Below are 20,934 nucleotides of genomic sequence, written 5' to 3' on the forward strand. Positions count from 1 at the left end.
TGTAGGGTTTAGTGCTATTTTTTTGTTACCTAATGGTTAATTTTTAAGAGTTTATACATTTTTTAGTTGCAGTTGTAAAACAGAAATACAATGTTAAGTTTTTGTTTATAAGTTTGTTAGTGTTTCTTGGTGTTTCCTTTTTTTGCAAAATTTGCATTTATTGAAGTTTTATTTTTTTAACATACAGCCATGTGTTTTGTTGTTTATTTTGCAACGTTTAAGTTAAAATTTAGCTAATTCTAGTCTTTTTTGTATAAAATTATAAGCTAGTTGCTTTGTTTATGATAAAAGATTTATTTTCGTTTTACTAACTAATAGCACACTCAGGTAAGTTTACTAAACGGTGAGTTTATTTTTTTGCTTACTTAATTTAATTCTATAATTGTTTTCAACCCTATGCATACTCAAAAAACGTATTCTTTAGACGAGGCGCAAAAAAAACTAGAACACTATTGTGCTTACCAAGAGCGTTGCCATAAAGAAGTAGTTGAAAAGTTGAGAAATATGCGTATGATTCCAGATGCTATAGATGTAATTGTGGTGCACTTGATACAGAACAACTTTTTAAACGAAGAGCGTTTTGCTAAAGCTTTTGTGCTTGGAAAATTTAGAATTAAAAAATGGGGAAAAAACAGATTAAAACAAGAGCTTAAAAGGAAGGATATTAGCAAAGTCATTATAGATATTGCCTTGAAAGAGATAGAAGCAGATGATTATTTAGAAACCTTTCATGCATTGGCAGAAAAAAAAGTAGAAAGTATAAGAGAAACCAATAGCTTTAAGAAGAAAAAGAAACTAGCAGACTACCTGCTTTATCGAGGCTGGGAGAGTCCTTTGGTTTATGATGCTGTAAACCGTTTAATACAATAAGCCTTAAAATAATTAATATTTTAAGGCTTATTTAGTACTAAAAAACGTTTTTATTTTAGATACGTTTTACCAATTTTTTGGTAATTACTTTATTATTGTTTACCAGTACTTTTACAAAATAAGTACCCACTGCTAAAGCGCTACTGTTTATAGTAACTGTTGAAGTTTCATTAGCTGTTGTTGTGTTTGTTAATTGACCTAAAGTATTGTAAAGTTCTACACTATTAATAGTATTTCCTTGGTCAACTTTGCACTGAATTTCTGTATTATTAATTTCTATAATACTAAGTTGGTCTTGTAAAACATTTGTATTTGTAGTTAGTGTTTCTGAAGTAAATACTATTTCAAATCGAGAAGTAAATTGTCCAGAAGTAGCACTAAATGTGTAGTCAGATCCTGTTAAATCATGTGTAGTATTTAAAAGGTTATCTTTTAAAAACACAGTGTTATTGTTTAAAAAGTCTCCTTCTTTTCTAGCAATACTAATCGTGTACTGTGTATTGTTGCTAATAGAAGTTTCAAAACCTAAAGAAATACTTTCATTACTATTTAAATTACCAGGATTTTTACTTTGAATGGCATATTTTTTATCTGTTTGTTCTGCAATAGTTGTATAAATTACAGCAGCACAACCAGCAGAAAAATTTCTAACAGCATCGTAATAATTTCCGTCATCACTATCTGTAGCACCATCTACATATGCAATTAAAGTTTGGTTAAACACGCCTTCATCATTTGTAAGGTTTACCCATATTTTATTTGTTTCTACAGGGTTAGCATCTCTAAAAAATTGCGAATTACTGCTTGCATCTGTAACACGCATTACGTTGGTAAAAGTAACATTATCATTAGTTAAACCTTGAATAAAAAAACCTTGTCCTGACGGAATATAATTATTAGGTATTTCACGTGAAGCACCAGCAACACCACCACTTCCGTTTATAATAACATAATCATCTGTGCTAAAATTTAAGGGCTGATTACCATTATTACCTTGACTAGGCGGTGTAGCATGTGACCATAAATACACTGCTTTTCCAACAATGCCATCGTTTTGAGCAAAAAATTCTTCAATATTAATAGCAGAAGGGTAAGGATTACCAATAAAATTCCAATCTAAATCGCCATTGTCTCCATTGTAATAAACAGGTGTTGTAATGGTTCCTGTGTTAAAAGGTCCAGTAAATGTATAAGTGTATGAGTTGCCAGCAACAAAACCAGAATTAGAATGTGTTGCAGCGTAACCAACACCAGGTTGTAAAACTGTAGATCCAGAAAGAGCAGCCCAATCATCACCATTATCATCAATATCATCATGGCCAGATGTATAGGTGTCTGTATTGAATATTTCTGCAAGTTCATCTAGATAATTTTGTGCATTAAACCAGTAGCGCATACTTGGGTGTGCACCAGCAAGTGCAGTATTTGCAGTAGCGCCATGAACAGGAGAACTCCAATAGGTGTAATCATACCATTTATTTAAAATAGAAGTTTCTTTATTAACTCTAGAAGTACCACCTGTATTTAGGGTAAATGTACCTAAGTCATCTACTTGTACAAAAGATCCTTTAGATGCTACATCAAGCGTACCATTAACGATAACGTCTTTTTCAACTTTTAAATAGGTATTATCTGCTACAGTAGCTGTTTTATTGGCTGTAATAATTAAAGACCAAGCCTCTAAGTTTCCGTGTGTAGCGGTATCATAATCGTCATTTAATATGGCTGTGGTTTCTAATGTTGGTGTACCATTAGTCCATGTGCTACTGCTCCAAGAGGTTTCTTTTCTGGTAACTTCTCCAGAGACAGATATGGTGTAGTTTACTGTAGGATAGGTAACATTATCAATGGTAATTTCGGGAGCATTAACACTAATATTATCAATATAGGTGCCAATAATTAAGTAGTTTTTTAATCGAACATAAACAGCTACCGAGCCTGAAGCTATTTGATTACCAGGAATTATTATTTGATCTTCAAAGTCTGTACTCGTAGAAGTAGATACTTCATATCCTGTTGGAGCTGTTACTGTATAAGGCCTTTCTAAGTTTGAAGCGTCCTCTATGTTAAACGTTTGATTAGTAGATGGTCCGTTATAAACTACATAAGTAAAGTTCGTTAAATTTGCTTCTGGTGGAGTGAATGTTGTGGTTAAATTGTTGCTAGTCTTATTGTAATTTGCATAGGTAGAAATAGTAAATAGGGCTGCAACAAAAAAACAGTGTAGGAATGTTTTCATGTTAGTAGGTTTTTGGGGTACTTAATAATATCAAATTTCGAATAAATAATTCTCTAATCCACGAAATACATCTTTTTTTCGATGAAATGCACGTTTTTTTTTATTTTAAACCCTAATTTTTAAAAATGAAGCATAAAAAAAGAGCATAAACCTATGCTCTTTTGTGTTGTAGTAGATGTTTTCTTACAAGTTAAAAACAATCCCTGCGTTTACTGTAAATTGGTTGTGTAATTTTTCTGAAGGATCTAAATCTCCAGTATCATATTTAGCAAGAGGTACATTTAACTCTGTGAACACACCAAAGCCATCTGAAAAGAAATAACGAGCACCTAAGTGAGTACCAAAATTCTTTAAACCAAGGTGTAAACCAGGATATAAATCAAAAGCATCATCAATATTTATAACGTTTCCAATATTTGCATTAAAACGTGCTGAAATATCAAATCTATCTAAAAAATTAGCTTTTTCTGATACTGTAACTCCGTTTGCTTTTATATCATTTTTCAAACTGCTTGGAATTCCTAAAGCATAGCTAGAGGCAACACCTATAGAAAAGTTTTCTCCTAATCCATAATCATAACTAGCAAAAATACTGGTGGCATTGTCTTGAAAATTAGCACCAATTTGTACTTTTTGGTCTCCGTTTCCAGAAAAAGATTGTGCGTGTAAAAAGCTAACACTTAGTAAAGTGATGAATAATAAGATATTTTTCATTTATAAATTTTTAGTATTAAAAAGGTGGTAAAATTAGCTAAAATTTTTATTAGTTCTAGTAATTGCTTGTTTGTTTTTATAGTCTATCCAGTTTTGGCCTTTCATTTTTCGCATTAAATTATCAAAATGCCTCATGATAACAATATTATATATTGCTTTGCTAAGGTTTTTTGGGTTTCTAGCAATAGCACGTAAACTCATAGAAAATCCTGGAGTTATGTATTTCATGTAGTGCCAATAACCTTCTGGCATATATAAAACTTCGCCATGTTTAAGTTCTGTAGTATAGCCTTTTGCGTGTTGTAGTGCTGGCCATTTTTTAAAGTCTGGATTAGAAAAATCAATATCTTCTCTAACAATTAAAGAATGCGGAATTTTATATAAGTACTTATTTTGTTTTTGGTTAAACAAGATGCATTGTTTGGTGCCTTGAAAGTGAAAGTGGAAAATATTAGCTAAATCGATATCATAATGCATGAATGTATGCGAATCTTTTCCGCCAAAGAAAAGCATTGGTAAGCCTTTCATGAGTTTTAAACCAAAATCTGGAAATTTAAAATCTTTTTGAAGTTGAGGTACTTCTTTTAAAATATTCCAAAGAAAAATTCTGTACTTGGTAGGTTGGGTTTTAAGTAAGTCTACATAATCACTCATTTTCATGGTGGCATGTGCTTGGTTAAAACCGTCTTTGTAATCTACAGGTCTATCATCATAGAGAGGTACTTTTTTATCTCCTGCAACCTGTTTTATATAATCTAAATTCCATTTGGTATATGCAGGCCAATCTTCTATGCAACGCTCTATAACCACAGGTTTTTGAGGTTTAAAATAGTGTTTTATAAAATCCTCTTTAGTAATGGTTTTTACTCGAGGTATGTCTTGAAGATTGAGTTTCAATATAATGGGTTTAAAAAGCCAAAGTTACTAAAACCAAAGTAATCTGATATTCTTTTTAAAAAATACCATTATAATATACTCTCCTCTTTTTTTTAAGAGGAGAGGTGTTATGTTTTATATAGAAAAAGAAGTTTTGTGGTTTATTTAAAAGTATACTTTACTCCAAACAACAAGTTTCCTTTTGGCATTGGTACCAAATTAGTTTCGGTGTATGTGGTGTTAAAAATATTATTGGCAAGTATAGAAAACTCTAATGTATTTAATGTGTAATTTACACTAGCATCTACCACTGCGTAGCTTTCTCCAGAAGTTCTTTCGGCATATTTATAAATAATATTTTGCGATAGGTTTTTTATAAACTGCGTTTGTAAGCTTGCTGTTGCATGGTGTTTTAAAGAGTTTATAGAGTATCTTGAAAAATTGCTAGAAACGGCTTTTAAATCGTCTTCTAAAAATGAGTAACCTACAGCAAAACCTTGGTTAAAAGTATTAAGAGTAAAACCATAAGAAGCATTAAATTCTATACCTTTTGTATTTAAATCTCTAATGTTTGTAGCTTGCCATAAGTCTGCTTCGTTTTCTTTAATAAAGTCTATTAGTTTTTTAGAGTCTCTATTAAATGCTGCTAGTGAAACATTAAATTTTCCTGAGTTAAACTTAATACCTAATTCTTCTGCAATGGCTTCTTCTGGATCCAGATTTTCATTACCTAAGGTGGTTGGGTCACTATAATATAAATCGGTATAGGTTGGTATTCTGTAGGTATAACCAATGTTTCCGTAGATTTTTAAGTTGTTATTGATTTTGTAACCAAGATCTATACCTGGAAAAGCGTGAAATTTAAAATCGGAAAAATAATTTACAGCAATACCAGGAGTAATATCAAGCTTATCATTAGCTAGTGAAAAACGATGTTCTAAAAACAGCGTTGTCATAAAACGATTTCTAGAACCTAAATTATTACTAGATAAATACACTTTTGCAATGTCTACACCAAAACCAGTAACACCAATTTTAGACTTGTAGGAAGCATCTAAAGCAGCACCAACTTTATTGGTTTGGTGTAAGTTTCTGTAAATAGAAGGGTCTTGTCTTACAAAAATGTAGGTGTCTTGATTGCGTTTCCAATATAGTTTTGGTTTTAGGGTTAGCTCACCTTTTTTGATTTCGGAAGTAATCCCAATTAAACTAGCTTGTGTTTCTTCGTATTGATCCGTTGCTGTAGGACTAGCATAAAAACCGTTAGCTCCAAATTTTCTTTCTTGAAAGGAAGCAATTAGGTTTATAGGTGTTTTGTTGGTGTTGAAACTACTTTTAATAAAATAATTTTGATTGTCATAATCGGTATTATACCTGTATCCATCTGAAGTATTTCTAGAAACCTGAATAATATGCGAAGAATTTTTTAATTGGCTACTCACCATAACAGCACCATGAAGTTGGCCATAAGATCCAGCTTGTGCATTAACTGCTACACTATTTTCGGTATTTTTTTTGGTTACTATATTAATGGCTCCTGTAAAAGCATTTTGTCCAAAAACACGAGCAGCAGGACCTTTAATAACTTCTACACGTTCAATAACATCTAGAGGCAATGCCATATTCATGGTATGGTGTCCTGTTTGTGCATCATCCATTTTTATACCATCTACTAGTAGTAAGGTTTGGTCAAAACCACCACCACGAATGTATAAATCTGCTTGCATACCAGCAGTACCACGTCTTCTTATATCTACACCAGCAACTTGTTGTAATAAATCGGCAACATTAGTTGTTGCGCTTTTTTTAATGTCTTCTTGCGTGATTACTGTTATGGTTCTAGAATTTTTAGAAAAAGGTAAATCTATTCTAGTAGAGGTAATGACAACAGAATCTAATTGTTGTTCTTTTTCTAAATCTTGAGCTTGTGTTGTTATAGAAAACAGTACAAGAAACATGCATAATGAAGTTAATTTCATAATAAAAAGTATTGGTGTTTATTAACGCTGCAAAATTCGTAACTTTCCGGATCATTAAAGTAGTCCAGTTTTAAAACAATGCATAGTCCGGTTGAAGACATATTAAAAAGCTTAATACAATTTGAAAAGTCGCCCAATACTTCTATTTATATTCAAATAACGCAGCAAATTATTAATGCCATACAAAGAGGCTATTTGGTAGAAGGTACGGCTTTACCAGGAACAAGAAAATTTAGTACACTACTTTCTATAAATAGAAATACTGCAGTAGCTGTATATGATGAGTTGGCATCACAAGGTTGGGTAGATATTGTAGCCAACAAAGGTACCTTTGTATTAAAACCAGAAAAGAAAACCGTTGCTATTAAAGCAGCATCACAAGGATTAGAAAAATTAAAAACCTACCCGAAAACTGCAGGATTTCCATTTCAATCGTCTTTTCATTTGGCTTCTACCGAAGAATTTTCGGTAAGTAAATATGTAATTAATGATGGACAACCCGATTTAAGGTTACATCCTACACACCAGTTTTCACGATGGTATAGTGCGTCTATGAAACGTGCTTCATTAATTTCAAAATGGAATCAAAGCCAAGAGCAATCATACACTACTTTTAGCAAACAGCTATGTAATTATTTAAATGCTACTAGAGGTTTTCATATAAAACCACAAAGCATAGTGAGTACACGAAGCACAGAAATGAGCCTGTACATTGTATCGCAGCTTTTAATACAAGAACAAGATGTTGTGCTTGTAGGAGATTTAAGTAATTACAAATCGAATATGATTTTTCAGCAAGCAGGAGCTAATATAAAAACCATTCCTGTAGATGCACATGGAATAGATGTAGATTTTATTGAGCAAAACTTTACTAAAGGAAGCATTAGATGTGTGTATGTTTGTGCGCATAGGCAATACCCTACAACAGTAACGCTTACTGCTGAAAGAAGATTACAATTATTACAACTAGCAAAAGCATATCAATTTGCTATTATAGAAGATGATTTTGATTATGATTTTCAGTTTGAAGGCTCTGCAATGGTGCCTATGGCAAGTGCAGATGGAGCAGGTGTTGTTATTTATTTAGGAAGGTTAGGACAGTCTTTTTTCCCTAGTTTTCAAATAGGATTTGTAGTAGCTCCAGAAAATATTATTAACGAAGCAAAAAACTACTTACAAATATTAGATAAGCAAGGAGATTTAATACAAAAACAAATACTTACAGAGCTTATTGCAGAAGGAGAAATACACCGATTAATAAAAAAGAACATTACTATTTACAAGCAAAGACGTGATTGTTTGTGTGCTTGTTTATATACGCATTTTAAAGGTCATGCTACTTGGCAAGTTCCAGCAGGAGGTTTGGCTGTTTGGTTATCTTTTTCCTCAAGTATCTCTCTTATTAAACTTGCAGAAAAAGCAAAAACACACAATTTGTTTTTACCCAAAACCGTGTTGTATCAAAATAAAGATGTTTGTGCTATACGCTTGGGGTTTGGACACCTAAATGAAACAGAAATAGAAGCTACTATTGCTATTTTAAAACAATCTTTTAATGCTGTATTGCAGTAGGTTGTTATTATTGCTGCATAAAGGTTTCAAATAAAGTGTAAAACTTTTCAGGTTCTTCTAAATACGGATTATGACCACTTTGCTCAAACATTTCAAACTGTGCTTGTGGCATAAAAGTTTTGTATTGTACTGCAAACTCTGGAGTAGAAACACCATCATAACGTCCTGCAAAAATGAGTGTTTTTGCTTTTACGTTTTTTAATTCTTGTCTGTAATCTTGGTTAATCATACTACCAGAAACATCAAAATCACCATCTCTACCAATAATTGTGGTATATACATCATGAGCCCAACCTCTATATTTTTCTTTAGGCGAATTTTGCTTCAAGCTAGTATTGTGATAATAAATATATTTTGTTGGGAAGTTGCCATACACCGATTTTAAAGGTTCTTGACTAGAAACATAGCCTAAAGCACGAAGCGAATCTACTTGTTTCCATTTTTCAGGAAAATGGGTTTTAGCGTAGTGGTTGTAACTATCGCAATTGGCTTGCCACATAGCACCAGAATGGAAACCGTTTATCAGTACCATTTTGTCTACATTATCTTTATATTTTATAGCGTAAGCTTGTGCAGGAACGGTTCCGTAAGAATGTCCAACAAGTGAAATTTTATCAAAATGTAATAGCTTACGAAGCTTTTCTATAAGTTCTACATCTGCTTGTACCGAATACTCTGAAGCGTCTTTAGCGTTGTCACTTTTACCACGACCTAACCAATCAAAAAACACAACCGTATTGGTTTTATAGTATTGTCCAAAATTACCTTGCATATAATCGTGAGAGTTTCCTGGTCCTCCAGGAAGAAAGAAAATAGGAGCTCCACTACCTAAAACCTCTACATTAATTTTATAACCATCAATGGTGTAAAATTTAGATTCAAACTTCTCGAATATATTGGGGTCTTGTTGTGCAGATAGCGTTGTACTTACTAAAACTAAAAGAATACTTAAAAGCTTTATTGGTGTTTTCATACAGGTTGTGGTTTCTGTAAATATACGTATTAATTAAAAAAGTAAGGATAAAAAAAAATCCGCTTATTAGCGGATTTTTTAAAACAATTTGGTTTTTATTTTTCAGGACTATCTTCTACAATTTCCGCAGAAGTTTGATCTGTTTTTATATCTTTTCCTTTTAAATATTCTGGTAATTCCATTCCAGCCATATTAAACATTTCTTGTAATGGAGGAACCGATTTGTACATTCCAGATAAGAAATTAGCAGTAGAAGATTTACCATCTTTATTACCACCATTTTCCCAAACAGTAACTTTATCAATTTTAATGTTTTTAATGGCTTCTGATTGCATTCTTACTAATTCCGGAAGTTTATCTGCAATTAATAAAAGCACTGCGTCTTTAGAATTATCACCAGCGGCTTTTACTATTTGCTCCATACCAGCAGCTTGTTTGGTTAATATTTCAAACTGTCCTTGTGCTTCTGCTTGTGCTTTAAAAAGTATCGCATCTGCTTCTCCTTTTGCTTTTCTTCTAATGCGTTCTGCTTCTGCTTCGGCATCAATTTCTACTTTCTTTTTATCAATTTCTGCAGGAACAATAATATCTGCAACTTGAGAAGAACGTTCTCTTTCTGCTCTTGCAGTTTCGGCTTCTTTTTCTGCAGCATAAGATTCTTCAAGGGCTTTTGCACTTTGTACTTTTTCGGATGCAATTGCTACACGTTCTGCTTCCGCTTCGCGTTGACGACGTAAAGAATCGGAATTAGCAACAGCAATTTTAGCCGTATTTTCACCTTCAACAGCCTGTGCATTTGCAGCAGCAACTTGTGTTCTTTCGTCTTGTACAGCATTTGCTTCACCAATAGAACCATCTCTAGTTTTTTCTGCTACCGATTTTCTAGCAGCATTTATTGCATGAGCAGCAGCTTCTTTACCTAATGCTTCAATGTATCCAGACTCATCAACAATATCTGTAATGTTTACGTTGATTAGTTTTAAACCTACTTTTTTAAGTTCCGATTCTACACTTTGTGAAATGTTGGTTAAAAATTTATCTCTATCGTTGTTAATTTCTTCAATATCCATAGAAGCTACCACCAAACGTAGTTGCCCAAAAATAATTTCTTGTGCTAATTCTTGAATATTATCTTGGTTTAAACCTAAAAGTCTTTCGGCAGCATTTTGCATGATTCCAGGTTCTGTAGAAACACCAATAGTAAAACGCGATGGTACATTTACACGAATGTTTTGTTTGGATAATGCATTTACTAGGTTTACCTCTATAGATATAGGCGTTAAATCTAGAAACTCATAATCTTGAATCACAGGCATTATAAAGGCAGCTCCACCATGAATACATTTGGCAGATTGGCCTCCACCAACTTTACCATAAACCACTAGAATTCGGTCTGAAGGACAACGTTTGTAGCGCTTTATTAATATAATAAAGAATATAAAAATAAATAATACTGCAAAAATAATTGCAATAGGAAATCCTAAATTAAAGATCTCCTGTGTTAGAAGGTAGTTCATGTGTTTTTTGTTTAATTGGTTCTATAGGTTTTTTTGTTTCGTTTACTATTAAAATACCATTACTAGTAACATCTACTACTTGTATGAGTGTACCAGATTTTAAATCGGTTAAAGAATCTGTAAGGGCTTCTAATTCACGTAAAGTACCTTGTACTCTTACGCTTACTTTTCCCATTTTAGATCGGTTGGCACCAATGGTTAGGTATACTTCACCAATAGCGTTAATGGCATTTTTATATTCTAAAGTTCCGCTATCTGCTAATTTTTCCATGGAATAAAACATGGCAGCCATAATGGCCATCATTAACAAGCCACAACCTAGAGCGGTAATTACAGTTATTGGTTTTGAAAATCCAGCATTGTTACATGCAATACCAATCCAACCAAAAATGGTAAAAAATCCAACAAGATTTTTAAAAGTAATAAATTGAAATTCTATTCCTGTATCTACATCATCAAAATCATCTGCACCATCAATACCTGCAAAAGTGGTTATGATAACAAATAAAAAAATCAAGGATGCAATAAAGGCAATCACCCAAAAGAATTGCGCAAAAGAATCTAAAGCAGAAAACCATTCCATAGTTAGTAGTTATATAAGATTATGTGTGAAATATAAGACGTTTATAGCTGTCTTACAATTTTTTAACTAGAAGAATAAACATGTCTTTATTCTTCTTTGTGTTTTAATATATTTAGAAGCTTCAAATAATATATTTACACTTATATGTAGTTCATGTAAGTGTTTTGTTACAAAAAATTATTTAATATTAAATTCTGTATTACAATCTTGACACTTGTATTTGTTTTTTGCGTAAAACGGAAGCGTGCCAAAAAGGAAACCAGCAAGAAATGAAATAAAGGATTTAAAATCGGTAATGGTGGTAAACATTTCTATGTGTTTGCTATTACAATTTGGGCAGATAATAGCATTGCCTGCATCATCTACAGAATATTTTTCAATGGTTGAAAGAATATGTTGTGCCCTAAGCGCATCTTCTACATATACTTTTAGTTTTACACCACCAATGGCATGACTAACTAAAGGATCTGTGTCTATGGTTAAGTTATCACTTAAAAATACAGGAATACCTTCAGACTCTAAGCGACCTTTTATTATTTGGGCTTCGGTAGAATATTGAAATTTAGCTATGGTTTTAAAGGTATTGCTCATTGTATTTCTATAAAAACAAAAATGCTTAACTAGTAAACAAGGTTTACTAAAGTTACGCTTTTCTATTTAGATAACCTTTTGTTTTAAAGCTTCTTTATCAATCCATTTATAATCATTGGCAATGGTAGCGTCTAAAAGATCTATGTTTAATTCTTCAGATAAATTATAAGCAATGTTTAATGCGTCTTCAAAGTTGTCTTTTTCGTAGAGTTTAAAGTGTTTGTTGTTGTTATACCATAAGTTTACTTCAAAAATGTACGTTCCATCAGCTAGTAATTGCAAAAAAATAGAAACATACTCATAGTTGTTTATGGTTGTCCATTTTCCTATTTTAAAAGGACCAATTTCTGTAGCAGTTTTAAATTTTGATGCTTTTATATCTACATAAATTCTTTTTTGTCTACTAAAACCAATACCTATTGCTGTTAAATAAATAACACTTTCTGTCATGGTAGCAATAGTCTTGAAGTTGCTTAAATTGAGTATATTATATAAAAAAGAAGCGATAATAATTCCTAAAGCAGCAGTAAAAGCTAAGGCAGCAATAATGGTTTGCCATAATGGTTTTGGAGTTTCAGCTATGCTGATGTAGTCTTCTTTCATTTTTTAAATATATATCTTTTTTTAGAGAAGAGAACCCTTAAAAAGACCATGCCTAATTATTTTAGTTAATAAGATTTTTTTAGGTGAAGCAATTAAAATTGCTTTTCTACTATCTTTGTATTCTATGTTTGCACTTGTAGATTGTAATAATTTCTATGCTTCTTGCGAACGTGTTTTTAACCCGAATTTACAAGGAAAACCAGTCGCTATTCTTAGTAATAACGATGGTTGTGTTATTGCACGTAGTGACGAAGCTAAAGCGTTGGATTTACCAATGGGAGCACCTATTTTTAAATGGGAAGCTTTCTGTAAAACCAACCATATTCATGTGCTTTCTTCTAACTATTCCTTATATGGCGATATGAGTTCGCGTGTTATGGAAATACTAAAACAGTTTACTCCAGATGTTGAGGTGTATAGTATAGACGAATCTTTTCTAGAATTTAAAGGTTTTGAAAATTATGATTTTCATGATTATGGCATACAAATGCGAAAACGCATTTTACAATGGACAGGAATACCAACATCTGTAGGTATTGCACCAACAAAAGCTTTAAGTAAAGTAGCTAATAAGATAGCTAGAAAGTATCCTAAGGAAACCAAAGGAACTCACGTTATAGACACGGAAGAAAAAAGAATTAAAGCCTTAAAATGGACTAAAATAGAAGATGTTTGGGGAATTGGAAGAAGACTAAGCAAACGTTTAAAAGCAAAAGGTTGTAAAACGGCTTATGATTTTACACAATTACCTGATGCTTGGGTAAAAGGTAATTTTTCGGTCATTGAATCGCGTTTAAAAAGAGATTTAGAAGGCATACCAACCCTACAATTAGAAGAAAATAATAACATTAAGAAAATGATAGCTACTACACGTAGTTTTGAGTATACGTATTCTGATGTAGATAATATTAAGGAACGCATTTCTACCTTTGCTACTAGTTGTGCCGAAAAATTACGAAAACAAGGTTCTAGTTGCCATGTTATTATTGTGCAATTAAGCAGTGATAGACATAAAAAAGATATAGAACAGCATAACGTAAGTAGAATGGTAAGTTTACCATACCCAACAAACTCCTCCTTGCTTATTAGTACGCAAGCTGTACAAGCTGCAATATCGATGTTTAAAAAAGGGATTAAGTATAAAAGAGCGGGAGTTATTGTTTCTGGTTTAGTACCAGTAGATAATTATCAGTTAGATTTATTTGAACAAGAAAACCCTAAGCATAGGCATTTAATGCGTGCTATTGATGGTGTAAATAATAAATACGGAAGCCATAAAATAAAGCTAGGTGGTCAAGATTTAAAACGTACCTGGAAAATGCGTCAAGAACGTTTAACACCAAAATACACCACTAATATTAATGATATTATATGTGTAAAATAATGCGTTATTACTAAAATAAAAGAGTACTCTGTTTTATTATTTTTTTTAAACACAGAATTAGCATTTTAGTGAAAATGCTAATTTTTTAATTTATCTTTGATAAGTATCCTTACAATCGCTTTTAATACATTATACTATGTTACTACATAAATCAAAATCGCTTACGTTTTTTACTCCAGAATTAGTACCAAATTCTGGTGCTGTATTTTTAGATACTGGAATTTCTGCTGGATTTCCTTCTCCTGCCGAAGATTTTAAAGAAGAAAGAATAAGTTTAGATCGTGAGCTTATAAAAAATAAGGAAGCTACTTTTTTTGCAAAGGTAAGCGGACAATCTATGATTGGTGCAGGACTAGATGATAATGACCTGTTAGTTATAGATAGAAGTTTAGAGCCTAGCCATAATAAAATAGCCGTTTGTTTTTTAGATGGTGAGTTTACCGTTAAGCGTTTAAAAGTAGATGCTGAAGGTGTTTGGTTACAACCAGAAAATCCTAACTATCCTATAATTAGAATTACAGATGCTAATGATTTTGTTATTTGGGGAATAGTAACAAACGTGATTAAAAAGGTATACTAGAAAAAAACAATTAAAAAGCTCTTAAAATAAAAACGCTTCAAGAAGTAAATCTTGAAGCGTTTTTTATAAAGTTAGTGTTTGTAATTAGTCTGCTAATACAATCACTTTATTGTTATTCATTTCTAAAGTACCAGAGTTAATAGCTAACCAAGTAGAGTTATTGTTTCCTTTAGTAAATTTATCTTTTACTTCATCCTCTAAAGAAATATCGCCATAAATTTTAACGTTTCCTTCTTTAAGAAGCGACACAATAGGAGCGTGATCTTTTAATAATTCAAACTCTCCATTTACTCCAGGAACAATAACACTTGTTATTTCTCCGCTAAATAAAGTTGCTTCTGGTGATACAATTTCTAAATACATCTTTTAAATTTTATTTAAAAGCTTCCGTACAAACGAAAGTCTCATTTATATTAAACAGATGCTGAAAATACATTCAGCACTTGCTTTGGCTTATGCCTCTGCAAGCATTTTTTCACCTGCTTCAATAGCTTCTTCAATAGTACCTTTAAGGTTAAATGCTGCTTCTGGTAAGTGATCTAATTCACCATCCATAATCATATTAAATCCTTTAATAGTTTCTTTAATATCAACTAAAACACCTTTAAGACCTGTAAATTGCTCTGCTACGTGGAAAGGTTGTGATAAGAAACGTTGTACACGTCTTGCTCTACCAACAGCCATTTTATCTTCTTCAGATAATTCTTCCATACCAAGAATAGCAATAATATCTTGTAATTCTTTATAACGTTGTAATAACTCTTTTACTCGTTGTGCACAGTTATAGTGATCATCACCTAAAATATCAGCAGTAAGAATTCTTGAAGTAGAATCTAAAGGATCTACTGCAGGATAAATACCTAACTCAGCAATTTTACGAGATAATACAGTTGTAGCATCTAAGTGAGCAAACGTTGTTGCTGGAGCTGGATCTGTTAAATCATCTGCAGGTACGTAAACCGCTTGTACAGATGTAATAGATCCTCTTTTAGTTGAAGTAATACGCTCTTGCATAGCACCCATTTCTGTTGCTAATGTTGGTTGGTAACCTACGGCAGAAGGCATACGACCTAATAATGCAGATACCTCAGAACCAGCTTGTGTAAAACGGAAGATATTATCTACGAAAAATAATACATCTTTTCCTTGTCCTTCACCAGCACCATCACGGAAATACTCAGCAATAGTTAAACCTGATAAGGCAACACGAGCACGTGCTCCAGGTGGTTCGTTCATTTGTCCGAATACGAAAGTAGCTTTAGAGTCTTTCATAACAGATTTATCTACTTTTTGAAGATCCCATCCACCTTCTTCCATAGAATGCATAAAGTCATCACCATACTTGATAATTCCTGACTCTAACATTTCACGAAGTAAATCGTTTCCTTCACGTGTTCTTTCACCTACTCCTGCGAATACTGAAAGTCCACCGTGTCCTTTTGCAATATTGTTAATCAACTCTTGAATTAATACTGTTTTACCTACACCAGCACCACCGAATAAACCAATTTTACCACCTTTTGCATAAGGCTCAATTAGGTCAATTACTTTAATACCTGTAAATAAAACTTCTGTTGAAGTTGATAATTCTTCAAATTTAGGAGCTTGTCTGTGTATTGGTAACCCAGCTTCACCAGCTTTAGGTAAATCTCCAAGACCATCGATAGCATCACCAATTACATTAAATAGACGACCATAAACGTCATCTCCAACTGGCATTTGTATTGGAGCACCAGTAGTATTAACTTCTGTTCCTCTACTTAAACCATCTGAAGAATCCATTGCGATAGTACGTACAGTATCTTCACCAATGTGAGATTGTACTTCTAGTACTAGAATAGAACCATCTGTTTTTTTGATTTCTAATGAATCATAAATTTTTGGAAGTTCAGCACCAGCAGCGAATTCTACATCGATAACTGGACCTACTATTTGTGCAACTTTACCTGTAACTTTTGACATTACTTTTATATTTAATGTTTTGGTATATTATTAATACGAAAAACAATTTGCTCTATTTTTATAGAGTGTAAGGTTTTTTCGCGCTGCAAATATAGTGGTTTTAATTTAAAAAATATATCAAAAATTTAGCCTTTTTTAGGTATAAAAAAACGCCCTCTATTTGAAGGCGTTTTTTTTATAAGATTTATTTAAATTATTGAAGCGTAGGAGGGTAGTTTGTTGGGTAATCTCCTGAGTCTACTAAATTACCTGAAGCTTCAAAGTTAGAACCGTAAGTTGCATCAATAGCTTTCATGAATTGATTTGCTAATAAAGCGTAACCTCTAGCAGTTGGGTGTACACCATCTAATGAGAAAACACCACCAGTTACAAGGCTAGACGTTAACACAAAATCTCCATCAGGATAACCTGTACTATCTAATTGTTGCATTAAAGCGTTGGCATCAACAAAAGCAAAACCTGCAGTATTTGCTGCATCTAATAATTTTGCGTTAAAGGTATCTGTTGCTATTTTTATTTCGTTTTGTTCTTCTGGAGTTAAAACCCATTTGTCTGCTAAGGGAATTGCAACACCATTTACTGTTGCAGAATTACCAGGAATAGCTTCTGTACCAATAAAGGTAGAAGCAGATAAAACTAATAAATCTTCAGCGGTAGCTTGACGCATACTTACTAAATTAGCATCTATACTGGTTAAATCGGTTAAGTTTTCATCCATAATAACAACGGCATTACTTTCTCCAGCTTCAAACGTAATGGTTCTTTTAGCTATTTCTGCATCTGCATCTTCTTGTGAAATAGCATTAACGCTAACCAAGTAAGCAAAAGCACCTTGAATACCTGCGTTATATGCTCCGTATACACTAGCACTATTTAAAAATGCTGCAGTTGCTGCATCTAAAGGAACAGGGTTATGAGGTACTGTTGTAAAATGCGGAATAGTGGTTACATATGGTATGTTAGCCATGACACCTTGTACTTGGGCAGATTGTAATGAACCAATAATAGCATCTATAGAAGCATCAAACATTGGTTGTGGTGTAATAGCACCTAAAGTTGCGTCTGCACCAGCAGTAGCGTATCCTAATATATCATTGTTTCCAATCCATAAAGATACAAATGTTGGTTGTTGCGCTAAGGCATCCCCTAAAATAGTTGCACTTGGAGAAGAAGCTATTCTTACAAAGTAAGGGTTAGCAGTTGCAGGAGTAGTTGCTAAATTTGCAGGGTTTCCATAACCATTAAATAGTAAATGAAAACTTGCAGCACCAGGAACACCCATATTATTATGGCTTCCTATAGAAGGTGCTAAAGCTTCTGTTGTAGAAGTTCCTGGTAATGTAGCAGGACCTGAACCATCAAAATATAATCTAGGACCAAAACTACCATCGGCATTTTGAACACCACCAAATAATAAACCACCAATATTGTCATTCATTAATGGTTGGGTAAAAGTACCTCCACCAGCTAAAGCAAATTTTTGCGATAGCATATTAGGCATCGAGTTTGTTTGTCCTGCAATAAATAAAGCATTATCTGTATATCCAGCAGTTAATGAATTACCTATAGATACATAGTTAGAAAAATCTGCAGTACCAGCTGTTAAAGCAGGTAACACTTCTTCTTGTGTAGGATTGTCTAAGTATTGTTCAAAATCCTCTTCGTCATTACATGCTGTAAAGCCTATAAGGACAGCAGATAGTAATACATATTTTATATTTTTCATTTTGCTAATTTTATAAGTTATTAATTGTCCATGAAACATAGTACATAGAACCTATATACCCAGAACCAAATGCTGTGAAGTATTCTTTTCCACCAATATTTGTACCACCAACTTTAATTAATGATTTAAGAGAAGGGATTTTGTAGTTAATCTGTGCATCTACAGTATGGAATTCAGGAACGACACCATCACCAAAAGTTGCTTCCCAGAAATAATCATCACTAAATCTGTATGCTACATTAAATCCGAAGTTTTTAAATACTTCAGTGTTACCAAAATGCGCTTTAAATTTATGTTCTGGTGTATTGAAATTTGTTTCAAAATCAGGGTTGGCTTCTTGATCAAAATCTTGTTTTGTAAAAGTATAACTACCACCTATGTCATAACTACCAAATACTTTAGTAGATAAACCAATAGAAGCACCATAAGAATTTACGTTAACATCAGAGTTTGTGTATGCGCTATAGGTTTGAAAGTCACTATTAGCAATTGCAACAGCAGCAGAGCCATCTGCAACAGAACCATAAAATGGAGCGATAACCACTTCTTGAGAGATGAAATCTTTATATCTGTTATAATAGGTACTAAAATCTACAATAAGTTTGTTGAATTTACCTCTATACCCAATTTCTGCAGAAGTTACTTTTTCTGGTTTTACTAAACTAGGGTTAGCAACTCTTAATTGAGAAGGATCACCAGTTTCACCAAAAGCAACTACAGAAGAAGATGCGTATGAGTTATTGTATGCAGCAGCACCTGTTTGTGTGTAAACCGTTCCGTCACTACCTGTAAAATCTCTTGAGTATCTGTCTAAGTTATCTGGAGCAGAACCTATTAATATAGCTCTACCAGCATCTAGGCCAATAAATAAATCTTGTGTAGTAGGGTTTCTAAAACCTGTTTGAACAGAACCTCTAATATTGTGGTCTTTATTAAGTGTTAAACCTAAAGATAATCTAGGAGAAAGAAATCCTTCAAAAAATTCAGATTTATCATAACGTGCAGAAGCAGTTACTTTTAATTCCATGATATCATTTAACTCAATATCTTTTTGAATTTGTGTATAGATACCAAATTCACTGTAGTCAATAGAACCATCATAATCGGTATAGATAGACCCTAAAGAATTTAAGTCATACTGTCTAAAAGAACCACCAACTTGAATATCTGCAAAATCAATTAAATGACTAAAGTTGTAGTTACCATCTGCATGGTAATATTTAGATTGGTCTTGAAATTTAGAACCTGTAGCTAAGTCTGGATCATCAATAACTCTATTAAAAGCATTTTTAAACTCTGCAGAACCTGGTTCAAATCTTCCGTTTTCAGCAGCAGCTCTTGCAGCAGCATGTGCTTCTTCATCTGTAGCACCACCACCTAAAGTTGCAGCTACGTAAGTGTTAATATAATCACCAAACCACTCTTCATCACTTTTCCAAGATCTGTTAATGTTAATTCCGGTAAATACCATATCGTAAGAATCACCAGCTTTATCAGCAACTACATAACCTCTTAAAAAGTAGTTATCATTTTTTAATTCTAATTTATGTTGTTGTTGAAAGAAGTTATCAATATTATATCTATTGGTACCTTGGTAAATTGTGGTACCTGTACCTACTTTACCAACATATTGAATTTCAAAATTACTATCTGTAATTGGTCTGTAGTATAATCCCCAATCTGCTTTAATGCTTCGGGCTTCATTGTCTGTTAAATCACGTTCGTTGTAACCTGTTCTACTAACATATACATCTGGTACAATACCAGTACCACCTGCTAAATCATTAAGGTTTGCAGAAACTTCGTCACCATAAACATTAATACCATTATAGTTTCTGTTTGTTTCTCTTGTTCCGCCATACATATCGCTATCTACTTCACTAGTAGCTTCCCAATCGGTACCACTTAAGTAACCAAAGTTTATTTTAGCAGCAAATTTATCGCTAAATTTATAAGCCATTCTAATTCCTAAATCGGTATATGGATTAGTACCAGCAGATTCTTGAGAAGTAACCCCTTGTTTTACATAAGCACTTATACCTTGGTGGTCAAAAGGACTTTTACTACGCATAAAAAGAATACCATTAAAGGCATTGGCTCCATATAACGCAGATGAAGCACCAGGTAAAAGTTCTACACTTTGTACATCTGTTTCGGTTAAACCAACTAGGTTACCAATAGGGAAGTTTAATGCTGGCGTGGAGTTATCCATACCATCTACTAATTGCATAAAACGCGTATTAGCAAAAGAAGCAAAACCTCTAGTGTTTACAGATTTAAAAGTTAAACTATTAGTGTTTACATCAACACCTTTTAAGTTTTCTAAACCTCCATAGAAATCTGCAGAGGCTGTATTTTTAATTTCCTTTAAACCAAAACGCTCTACAGTAACTGGAGATTCAAAAATACGTTCTGGAGTTCTAGAAGCAGAAATTACAACTTCATCAAGTGAAGTTCCTTCGGCTAAAATAAAATTAATGACTTGATTGTTTGTATTTACCTCTTGAGATGAAGGTTCAAAACCTACACTACTAGCTTGTAATGTAAATGGTGGAGTTTGGTCTACTGTTAATGTGAAATTACCATCAAAATCAGTAACCGTACCAACCGAGGCACCTACAACAATAATGTTTGCACTAGGAATAGGTAGGTTGCTGTCATCAACTACTGTTCCTGTTATTGTTGTTTGCGCATAAGTTAAGCTGCAAAAAAACAACAATAAAATTGAAAGAATTGTTCTCATTTTTAAGATTTAGTTTAATTAT

17 protein-coding genes are annotated in these 20,934 nt (G+C 32.9%); 4 read left to right on the forward strand and 13 right to left on the reverse strand.

The genetic code is table 11. The features are described from left to right. Positions 1-396: 396 nt before the first annotated feature. Positions 397-870: a regulatory protein RecX gene (locus ACFSSB_RS12215; RefSeq protein WP_379904626.1), complete on the forward strand. Its 474-nt coding sequence runs from the start codon at positions 397-399 to the stop codon at positions 868-870. Between the two features lie 55 nt (positions 871-925). On the opposite strand, the gene ACFSSB_RS12220 is transcribed toward ACFSSB_RS12215, so the two are convergent. From ACFSSB_RS12220 to ACFSSB_RS12235, 4 genes are all read right to left on the reverse strand, one after another. Continuing rightward, complete coding sequence (locus tag ACFSSB_RS12220) at positions 926-3,109, reverse strand: T9SS type A sorting domain-containing protein (RefSeq protein WP_379904628.1); 2,184 nt, start codon at positions 3,107-3,109, stop codon at positions 926-928. Positions 3,110-3,292: 183 nt separating this feature from the next. Beyond that, positions 3,293-3,823 (reverse strand): DUF6646 family protein, encoded by a 531-nt coding sequence (locus ACFSSB_RS12225; RefSeq protein WP_379904630.1) that lies wholly within the window; start codon positions 3,821-3,823, stop codon positions 3,293-3,295. A gap of 33 nt (positions 3,824-3,856) precedes the next feature. Continuing rightward, on the reverse strand, positions 3,857-4,720 hold the full coding sequence (locus ACFSSB_RS12230; protein ID WP_379904632.1) for a cupin-like domain-containing protein: 864 nt from the start codon (positions 4,718-4,720) through the stop codon (positions 3,857-3,859). A gap of 140 nt (positions 4,721-4,860) precedes the next feature. After that, a complete protein-coding gene (locus ACFSSB_RS12235; protein ID WP_379904634.1) occupies positions 4,861-6,678 on the reverse strand; it encodes a TonB-dependent receptor plug domain-containing protein in 1,818 nt (605 codons plus the stop codon). 78 nt (positions 6,679-6,756) lie between these two features. Between ACFSSB_RS12235 and ACFSSB_RS12240 the strand changes: the two genes are divergently transcribed. Then, on the forward strand, positions 6,757-8,250 hold the full coding sequence (locus ACFSSB_RS12240) for an aminotransferase-like domain-containing protein (RefSeq protein WP_379904635.1): 1,494 nt from the start codon (positions 6,757-6,759) through the stop codon (positions 8,248-8,250). Between the two features lie 7 nt (positions 8,251-8,257). Here the strand turns inward: ACFSSB_RS12240 and ACFSSB_RS12245 are convergent, their stop codons facing one another. The 5 genes from ACFSSB_RS12245 to ACFSSB_RS12265 form a co-directional block, all read right to left on the reverse strand. Then, positions 8,258-9,223 (reverse strand): alpha/beta fold hydrolase, encoded by a 966-nt coding sequence (locus ACFSSB_RS12245; protein WP_379904636.1) that lies wholly within the window; start codon positions 9,221-9,223, stop codon positions 8,258-8,260. A 95-nt stretch (positions 9,224-9,318) separates the two neighbouring features. Next, a complete protein-coding gene (locus ACFSSB_RS12250) occupies positions 9,319-10,740 on the reverse strand; it encodes a flotillin family protein (protein ID WP_379904638.1) in 1,422 nt (473 codons plus the stop codon). Continuing rightward, positions 10,709-11,323 (reverse strand): hypothetical protein, encoded by a 615-nt coding sequence (locus ACFSSB_RS12255; RefSeq protein WP_379904640.1) that lies wholly within the window; start codon positions 11,321-11,323, stop codon positions 10,709-10,711. The genes ACFSSB_RS12250 and ACFSSB_RS12255 overlap by 32 nt, the downstream gene beginning before the upstream one ends. 177 nt (positions 11,324-11,500) lie before the next feature. After that, on the reverse strand, positions 11,501-11,914 hold the full coding sequence (locus ACFSSB_RS12260) for a DUF2007 domain-containing protein (RefSeq protein ID WP_379904642.1): 414 nt from the start codon (positions 11,912-11,914) through the stop codon (positions 11,501-11,503). A gap of 66 nt (positions 11,915-11,980) precedes the next feature. Next, a complete protein-coding gene (locus tag ACFSSB_RS12265) occupies positions 11,981-12,517 on the reverse strand; it encodes a hypothetical protein (protein WP_379904644.1) in 537 nt (178 codons plus the stop codon). A gap of 124 nt (positions 12,518-12,641) precedes the next feature. Here ACFSSB_RS12265 and ACFSSB_RS12270 point away from each other — a divergent pair, with 124 nt between their 5' ends. Continuing rightward, on the forward strand, positions 12,642-13,901 hold the full coding sequence (locus ACFSSB_RS12270) for a Y-family DNA polymerase (RefSeq protein WP_379904646.1): 1,260 nt from the start codon (positions 12,642-12,644) through the stop codon (positions 13,899-13,901). Positions 13,902-14,037: 136 nt separating this feature from the next. Beyond that, positions 14,038-14,481 carry a LexA family protein gene (locus tag ACFSSB_RS12275; RefSeq protein WP_379904648.1) on the forward strand — a complete coding sequence of 148 codons (444 nt, stop codon included), beginning with the start codon at positions 14,038-14,040 and terminating at the stop codon, positions 14,479-14,481. Between the two features lie 84 nt (positions 14,482-14,565). On the opposite strand, the gene ACFSSB_RS12280 is transcribed toward ACFSSB_RS12275, so the two are convergent. From ACFSSB_RS12280 to ACFSSB_RS12295, 4 genes are all read right to left on the reverse strand, one after another. Next, positions 14,566-14,844, reverse strand: a complete 279-nt coding sequence (locus ACFSSB_RS12280) for a F0F1 ATP synthase subunit epsilon (protein WP_379904650.1) — start codon at positions 14,842-14,844, stop codon at positions 14,566-14,568. A gap of 90 nt (positions 14,845-14,934) precedes the next feature. Next, a complete protein-coding gene (gene atpD, locus ACFSSB_RS12285; RefSeq protein ID WP_379904652.1) occupies positions 14,935-16,443 on the reverse strand; it encodes a F0F1 ATP synthase subunit beta in 1,509 nt (502 codons plus the stop codon). Positions 16,444-16,636: 193 nt separating this feature from the next. Then, positions 16,637-18,169, reverse strand: a complete 1,533-nt coding sequence (locus tag ACFSSB_RS12290) for a G-D-S-L family lipolytic protein (RefSeq protein WP_379904654.1) — start codon at positions 18,167-18,169, stop codon at positions 16,637-16,639. Positions 18,170-18,179: 10 nt separating this feature from the next. Then, on the reverse strand, positions 18,180-20,912 hold the full coding sequence (locus ACFSSB_RS12295; protein WP_379904656.1) for a TonB-dependent receptor: 2,733 nt from the start codon (positions 20,910-20,912) through the stop codon (positions 18,180-18,182). Positions 20,913-20,934: the final 22 nt, after the last annotated feature.

The sequence above is a fragment of the Lacinutrix gracilariae genome (genome assembly GCF_042684485.1).
Taxonomy (GTDB): Bacteria; Bacteroidota; Bacteroidia; order Flavobacteriales; family Flavobacteriaceae; genus Oceanihabitans; species Oceanihabitans gracilariae.

What these genes read in the sequence shown, in the direction of transcription:
- ACFSSB_RS12215 (WP_379904626.1), top strand. Translation starts at nt 397, where the DNA reads ATGCATACTCAAAAAACGTATTCTTTAGACGAGGCGCAAAAAAAACTA.
- ACFSSB_RS12220 (WP_379904628.1), bottom strand. Translation starts at nt 3,109, where the DNA reads ATGAAAACATTCCTACACTGTTTTTTTGTTGCAGCCCTATTTACTATT.
- ACFSSB_RS12225 (WP_379904630.1), bottom strand. Translation starts at nt 3,823, where the DNA reads ATGAAAAATATCTTATTATTCATCACTTTACTAAGTGTTAGCTTTTTA.
- ACFSSB_RS12235 (WP_379904634.1), bottom strand. Translation starts at nt 6,678, where the DNA reads ATGAAATTAACTTCATTATGCATGTTTCTTGTACTGTTTTCTATAACA.
- ACFSSB_RS12240 (WP_379904635.1), top strand. Translation starts at nt 6,757, where the DNA reads ATGCATAGTCCGGTTGAAGACATATTAAAAAGCTTAATACAATTTGAA.
- ACFSSB_RS12245 (WP_379904636.1), bottom strand. Translation starts at nt 9,223, where the DNA reads ATGAAAACACCAATAAAGCTTTTAAGTATTCTTTTAGTTTTAGTAAGT.
- ACFSSB_RS12250 (WP_379904638.1), bottom strand. Translation starts at nt 10,740, where the DNA reads ATGAACTACCTTCTAACACAGGAGATCTTTAATTTAGGATTTCCTATT.
- ACFSSB_RS12255 (WP_379904640.1), bottom strand. Translation starts at nt 11,323, where the DNA reads ATGGAATGGTTTTCTGCTTTAGATTCTTTTGCGCAATTCTTTTGGGTG.
- ACFSSB_RS12260 (WP_379904642.1), bottom strand. Translation starts at nt 11,914, where the DNA reads ATGAGCAATACCTTTAAAACCATAGCTAAATTTCAATATTCTACCGAA.
- ACFSSB_RS12265 (WP_379904644.1), bottom strand. Translation starts at nt 12,517, where the DNA reads ATGAAAGAAGACTACATCAGCATAGCTGAAACTCCAAAACCATTATGG.
- ACFSSB_RS12270 (WP_379904646.1), top strand. Translation starts at nt 12,642, where the DNA reads ATGTTTGCACTTGTAGATTGTAATAATTTCTATGCTTCTTGCGAACGT.
- ACFSSB_RS12275 (WP_379904648.1), top strand. Translation starts at nt 14,038, where the DNA reads ATGTTACTACATAAATCAAAATCGCTTACGTTTTTTACTCCAGAATTA.
- ACFSSB_RS12280 (WP_379904650.1), bottom strand. Translation starts at nt 14,844, where the DNA reads ATGTATTTAGAAATTGTATCACCAGAAGCAACTTTATTTAGCGGAGAA.
- atpD (WP_379904652.1), bottom strand. Translation starts at nt 16,443, where the DNA reads ATGTCAAAAGTTACAGGTAAAGTTGCACAAATAGTAGGTCCAGTTATC.
- ACFSSB_RS12290 (WP_379904654.1), bottom strand. Translation starts at nt 18,169, where the DNA reads ATGAAAAATATAAAATATGTATTACTATCTGCTGTCCTTATAGGCTTT.
- ACFSSB_RS12295 (WP_379904656.1), bottom strand. Translation starts at nt 20,912, where the DNA reads ATGAGAACAATTCTTTCAATTTTATTGTTGTTTTTTTGCAGCTTAACT.